Annotated in this window: 5 protein-coding genes and 1 pseudogene; 5 read left to right on the top strand and 1 reads right to left on the bottom strand. The window is 53.5% G+C overall.

Going from position 1 to position 5,866, the window contains the following annotated elements; all coding sequences use genetic code 11:
- Nucleotides 1-220, top strand: a pseudogene (locus FDW87_RS22340) (GntP family permease); the annotation flags it as partial.
- A gap of 11 nt (nt 221-231) precedes the next feature.
- Entirely contained in the window at nt 232-1,002 is a 771-nt protein-coding gene (locus FDW87_RS11300) for a 3-hydroxybutyrate dehydrogenase (RefSeq protein WP_137379752.1), read from the top strand.
- A gap of 47 nt (nt 1,003-1,049) precedes the next feature.
- Here the strand turns inward: FDW87_RS11300 and FDW87_RS11305 are convergent, their stop codons facing one another.
- Entirely contained in the window at nt 1,050-1,481 is a 432-nt protein-coding gene (locus FDW87_RS11305) for an OsmC family protein (protein ID WP_137379753.1), read from the bottom strand.
- Between the two features lie 227 nt (nt 1,482-1,708).
- On the opposite strand from FDW87_RS11305, the gene sra reads away from it, so the two are divergent.
- The 3 genes from sra to FDW87_RS11320 all read left to right on the top strand — a co-directional run bounded on the left by sra (nt 1,709) and on the right by FDW87_RS11320 (nt 5,751).
- The gene (sra, locus tag FDW87_RS11310) at nt 1,709-1,849 is read left to right on the top strand and encodes a stationary-phase-induced ribosome-associated protein (protein ID WP_016153103.1); all 141 of its coding nucleotides are present in this window, start codon (nt 1,709-1,711) and stop codon (nt 1,847-1,849) included.
- Between the two features lie 179 nt (nt 1,850-2,028).
- Nucleotides 2,029-3,726, top strand: coding sequence for a malate dehydrogenase (gene maeA / locus FDW87_RS11315; RefSeq protein WP_137379754.1), 1,698 nt, complete (start codon nt 2,029-2,031; stop codon nt 3,724-3,726).
- Between the two features lie 309 nt (nt 3,727-4,035).
- On the top strand, nt 4,036-5,751 hold the full coding sequence (locus FDW87_RS11320) for an ABC-F family ATP-binding cassette domain-containing protein (protein WP_137379755.1): 1,716 nt from the start codon (nt 4,036-4,038) through the stop codon (nt 5,749-5,751).
- Nucleotides 5,752-5,866 lie beyond the last annotated feature (115 nt).

Raw genomic sequence — 5,866 nt, forward strand, 5'->3', positions numbered from 1 at the left:
CCATGCCGCCAATATTCCCCTCGAGGTCTTCCACCGCGTGGCGTCAATGGCCAGTGGTGGTATGGATACTCTGCCGCATAACGGTGCGGTCATTACCCTGCTGGCCATAACCGGTCTTAGCCATCGTCAGGCGTACGGCGGGATATTCGCCATTACCGTAATTAAAAGTCTGGCCGTGCTGTTTGTTATCGGCGTCTTCTACACCACCGGAATTGTTTAAGGAGAATCATCATGAACTTAACGGGAAAAACCGCTCTGGTTACCGGCTCTACCAGCGGTATTGGATTAGGCATCGCACAGGTGCTGGCGCAAGCGGGCGCTACCCTGATCCTTAACGGATTTGGTGATGTGGAAGCCGCCAAAGATGCCATTGCGCAGTATGGCAAAACGCCAGGCTATCATGGCGCGGACCTGAGCGATGAAGCGCAAATTGCCGACATGATGCGCTATGCCGATAGCGAATTTGGCGGTGTGGATATTCTGATCAACAATGCCGGGATCCAGCATGTTTCACCGGTGGAGACCTTCCCGGTTGATAAATGGAACGCGATCATCGCCATTAACCTCTCTTCTGTCTTTCACACCACGCGCCTGGCGCTTCCCGGCATGCGTGCGCGTAACTGGGGACGCATCATCAATATCGCTTCTGTTCATGGCCTGGTGGCCTCAAAAGAGAAATCCGCCTATGTGGCGGCGAAGCACGGCGTGGTGGGATTAACCAAAACCATTGCGCTGGAGACCGCGCAGACGGGTATTACCTGCAATGCGCTGTGCCCCGGTTGGGTCCTTACGCCGTTGGTCCAGCAGCAAATCGATAAACGTATTGCCGAAGGCGCTGAGCCTGACGCCGCGCGTGACGCCCTGCTGGCGGAAAAACAGCCGTCGCGCGAATTCGTCACGCCGCAACAGTTGGGTGAGCTTGCGCTATTTTTGTGCTCAGACGGGGCGTCGCAGGTGCGTGGTGTGGCGTGGAATATGGATGGCGGCTGGGTGGCGCAATAAAGATATCTGGTGCCGGATAAGACCCCGTCGCATCCGGCACACCTTCTTTACGATTTTAACTGATAATCCAGCATGATTTCCGCGTTCAGTACCTGTGATACCGGGCAGCCGGCTTTTGCTTTCTGGATGATGCCGTCAAACGTGGCGGCATCTATCCCCGGGACGCTCACCTGACTGTGTAGCGCGACTTTGGTGATAGCAAATCCGGCATCCACTTTATCCAGAGAAACATCGGCAGTGGTATCAATGGCATCTGGGGTAAAACCCGCTTCGCCCAGCATGAGCGAAAGCGCCATTGAGAAGCAGGCTGCATGCGCCGCGCCAATCAACTCTTCAGGATTGGTGCCTTTCGCCCCTTCAAATCGGGTATTAAACCCATACGGTTGCTGATTCAACACCCCACTTTCGGTCGATACGGTACCTTTACCGCGCTTAATGTCGCCTTCCCAGTGTGCCTGACCTTTCTTATGGATAGTCATTACCGCTCTCCTGTGTTGTCGTTGGAGTTACAAGTATAGGACGGCTGAGAAAAAGCATGGCACATACGGGATAGTTCTCATTTGCCGCTTAAGCATTGACCTTTCAGCTGAAATGACCGACCATCCAGAAAGCCGCTATTTTCAACATCGGCTTTCTATCAGGTTGTATTTCGTCCGTTCTCATACGGACTCGCCCTTGAAACCAGTAACAGGATTAAGGAGTTAGAATGAAATCGAACCGTCAGGCCCGTCATATTCTCGGACTGGACCACAAAATCTCAAACCAACGTAAAGTCGTGACCGAAGGTGACAAAACCAACGTGGTCAATAATCCTACCGGAAGAAAGCGCCGCGCTGACGCCAAATAGCCTTTCGCACGTCTGACTGAATAACGAGATAAACACCATTGCAACCGCAGTGGTGTTTTTGCTTATAAAACCCCTTAACCCATTCACAATGCTTTATACTTCGGCCGTTTCCCTGGCTGACAGGCCACATACGATCATAAAGAGTGCCAGGGACGGTTATTCAAAAAAGAGTGAGTGACATGGAAAACGAAACTAAAAAACTGCGTTCCCTTTACATCCCCTACGCTGGCCCGGTTCTGCTTGAATTCCCTTTACTGAATAAAGGGAGTGCTTTCAGTGCGGAAGAACGCCGTAACTTCAACCTGCTGGGGTTACTGCCGGAAGTGGTCGAGACGATTGAAGAACAGGCTGAACGCGCCTGGATCCAATATCAGGGATTTAAAACCGAAATCGATAAACATATTTACCTGCGCAACATCCAGGACACCAACGAAACCCTGTTTTACCGCCTGGTGCATAATCACCTTGATGAGATGATGCCAGTTATCTATACCCCAACGGTTGGCGCGGCCTGTGAGCGTTTCTCCGAGATTTATCGTCGCGCGCGCGGCGTGTTTATCTCTTATCAGAACCGCCACAATATGGACGATATCCTGCAAAACGTCCCTAACCACAATATCAAGGTCATCGTTGTCACCGATGGGGAACGTATTTTGGGTCTTGGCGATCAGGGGATCGGCGGGATGGGTATTCCAATCGGTAAACTGTCGCTGTATACCGCGTGTGGTGGGATCAGCCCGGCCTACACCCTGCCGGTGGTACTGGACGTCGGAACCAACAACCAGCAACTGCTCAACGATCCGCTGTATATGGGCTGGCGTAATCCGCGTATCACCGATGATGAATACTACGAATTTGTCGATGAATTCATCCAGGCTGTGAAGCATCGCTGGCCGGACGTGCTGTTGCAGTTTGAAGACTTTGCACAGAAAAACGCCATGCCGCTGTTGACCCGCTATCGCGATGAAATTTGCTCGTTTAACGACGATATTCAGGGTACCGCTGCGGTGACCGTTGGCACGCTGATTGCGGCCAGCCGTGCGGCCGGTAGCCAGTTAAGCGAACAGAACATTGTCTTCCTCGGGGCAGGTTCCGCCGGTTGCGGAATTGCCGAGCAGATCATCGCGCAAATCCAGCGTGAAGGTTTAAGCGAAGAAGCGGCGCGTCAACGCGTGTTTATGGTCGATCGCTTCGGCCTGTTAACTGATAAGATGCCGAACCTGCTCTCTTTCCAGACCAAACTGGTGCAAAAACGCGATAATCTGCAGCACTGGGATACGCAAGAAGATGTGCTGTCGTTACTCGATGTGGTACGCAACGTTAAGCCGGACATCCTGATTGGTGTTTCCGGACAGACCGGCCTGTTTACCGAAGAGATCATTCGCGAAATGCATAAGCATTGCCCGCGTCCGATCGTCATGCCGCTGTCTAACCCGACTTCCCGCGTAGAAGCCACGCCACAGGATATTATCGCCTGGACCGAGGGTAACGCGCTGGTTGCGACCGGTAGCCCGTTCGCACCGGTACTGTGGAAAGAGAAAATCTATCCCATTGCCCAATGTAACAACGCCTATATCTTCCCGGGTATTGGTCTGGGGGTCATTGCTTCTGGCGCATCGCGTATCACCGATGAAATGCTGATGTCGGCCAGTGAAACGCTGGCGCAGTATTCACCGCTGGTGCTTAACGGCGAAGGACTGGTGTTACCTGAGCTGAAAGATATTCAGACCGTTTCCCGCGCCATCGCGTTTGCCGTCGGTAAAATGGCCCAGCAGCAAGGCGTGGCGGTGAAAACCTCCGCCGAAGCGCTGCAACAGGCGATTGACGATAATTTCTGGCAGGCAGAATACCGCGACTACCGTCGTACCTCTATCTGACGGTTTGCCCGGCGGCACTCTGCTGCCGGGCGCTCAGAACTTGCGCGACTGCGTGACTTACGATTACACTTTCGCTACCGATTAACATTCTGAAAAACAAAAGGAGGATACTTATGCTGTACTGTGAACGTTTTATCGTTTCACATGCTTTTGGCGATCGCCAGTGCTCAAGCGTTATCGGTATCGTGCTGCGATAACTTCTGCTTGAGCGAAGCTAACTTCTAAATCCCCTTCTCTCGGGCTTACCGGGTTATCGTCAGCGATGTTTGACGAGGCGTTTTTACGCCTGTAACTCTTGAGTAAGCAACAATGAGCACATTACTAACCGCACAATCCTTACACGTTGATACGGCATTCGGCACGCTATTCGACGATCTTTCCTTTACCCTGAAAAAAGGCGACCGCATCGGGCTTATCGGTTACAACGGCTGCGGCAAAAGCACGCTGTTAAAACTGCTCGATGGCACAATTTCGCCGACCAGTGGGGTTATCGCGCAGGCAAATCACTGCCATCTCGCCCGTGTAGAACAACATCTGCCTGACGAAATATTGCCGCTCACGCTGCAGGAAGCCGTTCTGGCTCAACTGCCCGAGCATGAACGCGCAGGTCAGCAGTGGCGAGTTGAAGCACTGCTCGCCGAAATGGGTTTCACGCCGGAGAATTTATCTCTGACAGCACACACGCTGAGCGGCGGCCAACACACGCGTCTGTTATTGGCGCGGGCGCTGATGCGAAACCCTGACCTGCTGCTGCTGGATGAGCCGGGTAACCACCTGGACTTGCCAACATTACTGTGGCTGGAACAGTTCTTACAAAACTGGTCTGGCAGTTTTGTGGTGGTTTCCCACGACCCGCAGCTGTTAGACGCGGTGACTCACGGAACCTGGATCCTGCGCGATCGAACTCTCCATTCCTTCGATCTGCCTTGTAGCGCGGCGCGTCAGGCTCTGGCAGAAAGAGACATCAGCGATGCTCTGCGCCATAAGGCTGAGCAAAAGGAGATAGACCGGGTGACCGCCAGCGCCAAACGGCTGGCTACCTGGGGGCGGGTCTACGACAACGAAGATCTTTCCCGCAAGGCCAAGCAGATGGAAAAACAGGTACAGCGCCTGAAAGAGGTACAGACTGAAGTGACGTCAGGAAGTCAGTGGACACTAACATTGCAGGGAGATGCCCTGCGTGCGGATCGTTTGCTGGAGATGACTAATCTGTCCGTGGCTCCTGCTCCCGACGCTGATACGCTGTTTTCCATTGCCGGTCTCCGGTTAAAAAGCGGCGATCGCGTGGCGATTGTCGGGCGCAACGGTTGTGGGAAATCATCGTTGTTAAGGCTTATCTGGCAACAGTTTCACTCACAACTGGCATCACCTTCACTGGTGCTGCACCCGCGCGTTACGTTGGGGTATTACGACCAGACGCTGCACCAACTCGCAGATAACGATTCGTTATTTGACGCGCTGGAGCCGTTTGCTCCGCAGCCTGATATCCGCAAAATGGCGCTGATTAGCGCGGGTTTTCCGTGGGTTCGTCACGCGCAGCGGATCAGTTCCCTAAGCGGCGGTGAGCGCTCCCGGCTGCTGTTTGTTGGGCTAACGCTTGCGCGCTACAGCCTGCTGATGCTCGATGAACCGACCAACCATCTGGATCTGGAAGGTAAAGAGGCGTTGGCAGAAACGCTGCAAAGCTATAACGGCGGCGTGTTGTTGGTCAGTCACGACCGTCAGCTTATCAGCCAAAGCTGTAACCGGTTTTGGTTGATCGACAACGGCGAACTCAGTGAATGGCACGATCTGGACGCGGTCAATGCGCGTATTCGGGAAACATCCTCGGAGATAACCGTTCCCAAAACGGTGGTCGATGCAAGAGCCGAAATAAGCGGTGACAGCGATGGATTGCTGGAACAACTTCTTGCGCTGGAGCAGCGTCTGGCTGACGATCTTGCCCGCAAGCCGAAACATCAAAAGCCGCTGTTACAGGCGCAATGGCGTGAGGAGATTGAGCGCCTGAACTCACAACTGGAGTAAACCGTATTGCCGGATGGCAGCCTACATCAGCAAAATGCGCGTGGAGGCCCGTCATCCGGCTTATCGAAACATGACGTTTTTTTGGCAAAAAAAAATGGCGCTACTGGTGTAGCGC

Source organism: Citrobacter sp. wls826 (genome assembly GCF_005281245.1).
Classification (GTDB): Bacteria; Pseudomonadota; Gammaproteobacteria; order Enterobacterales; family Enterobacteriaceae; genus Citrobacter; species Citrobacter braakii.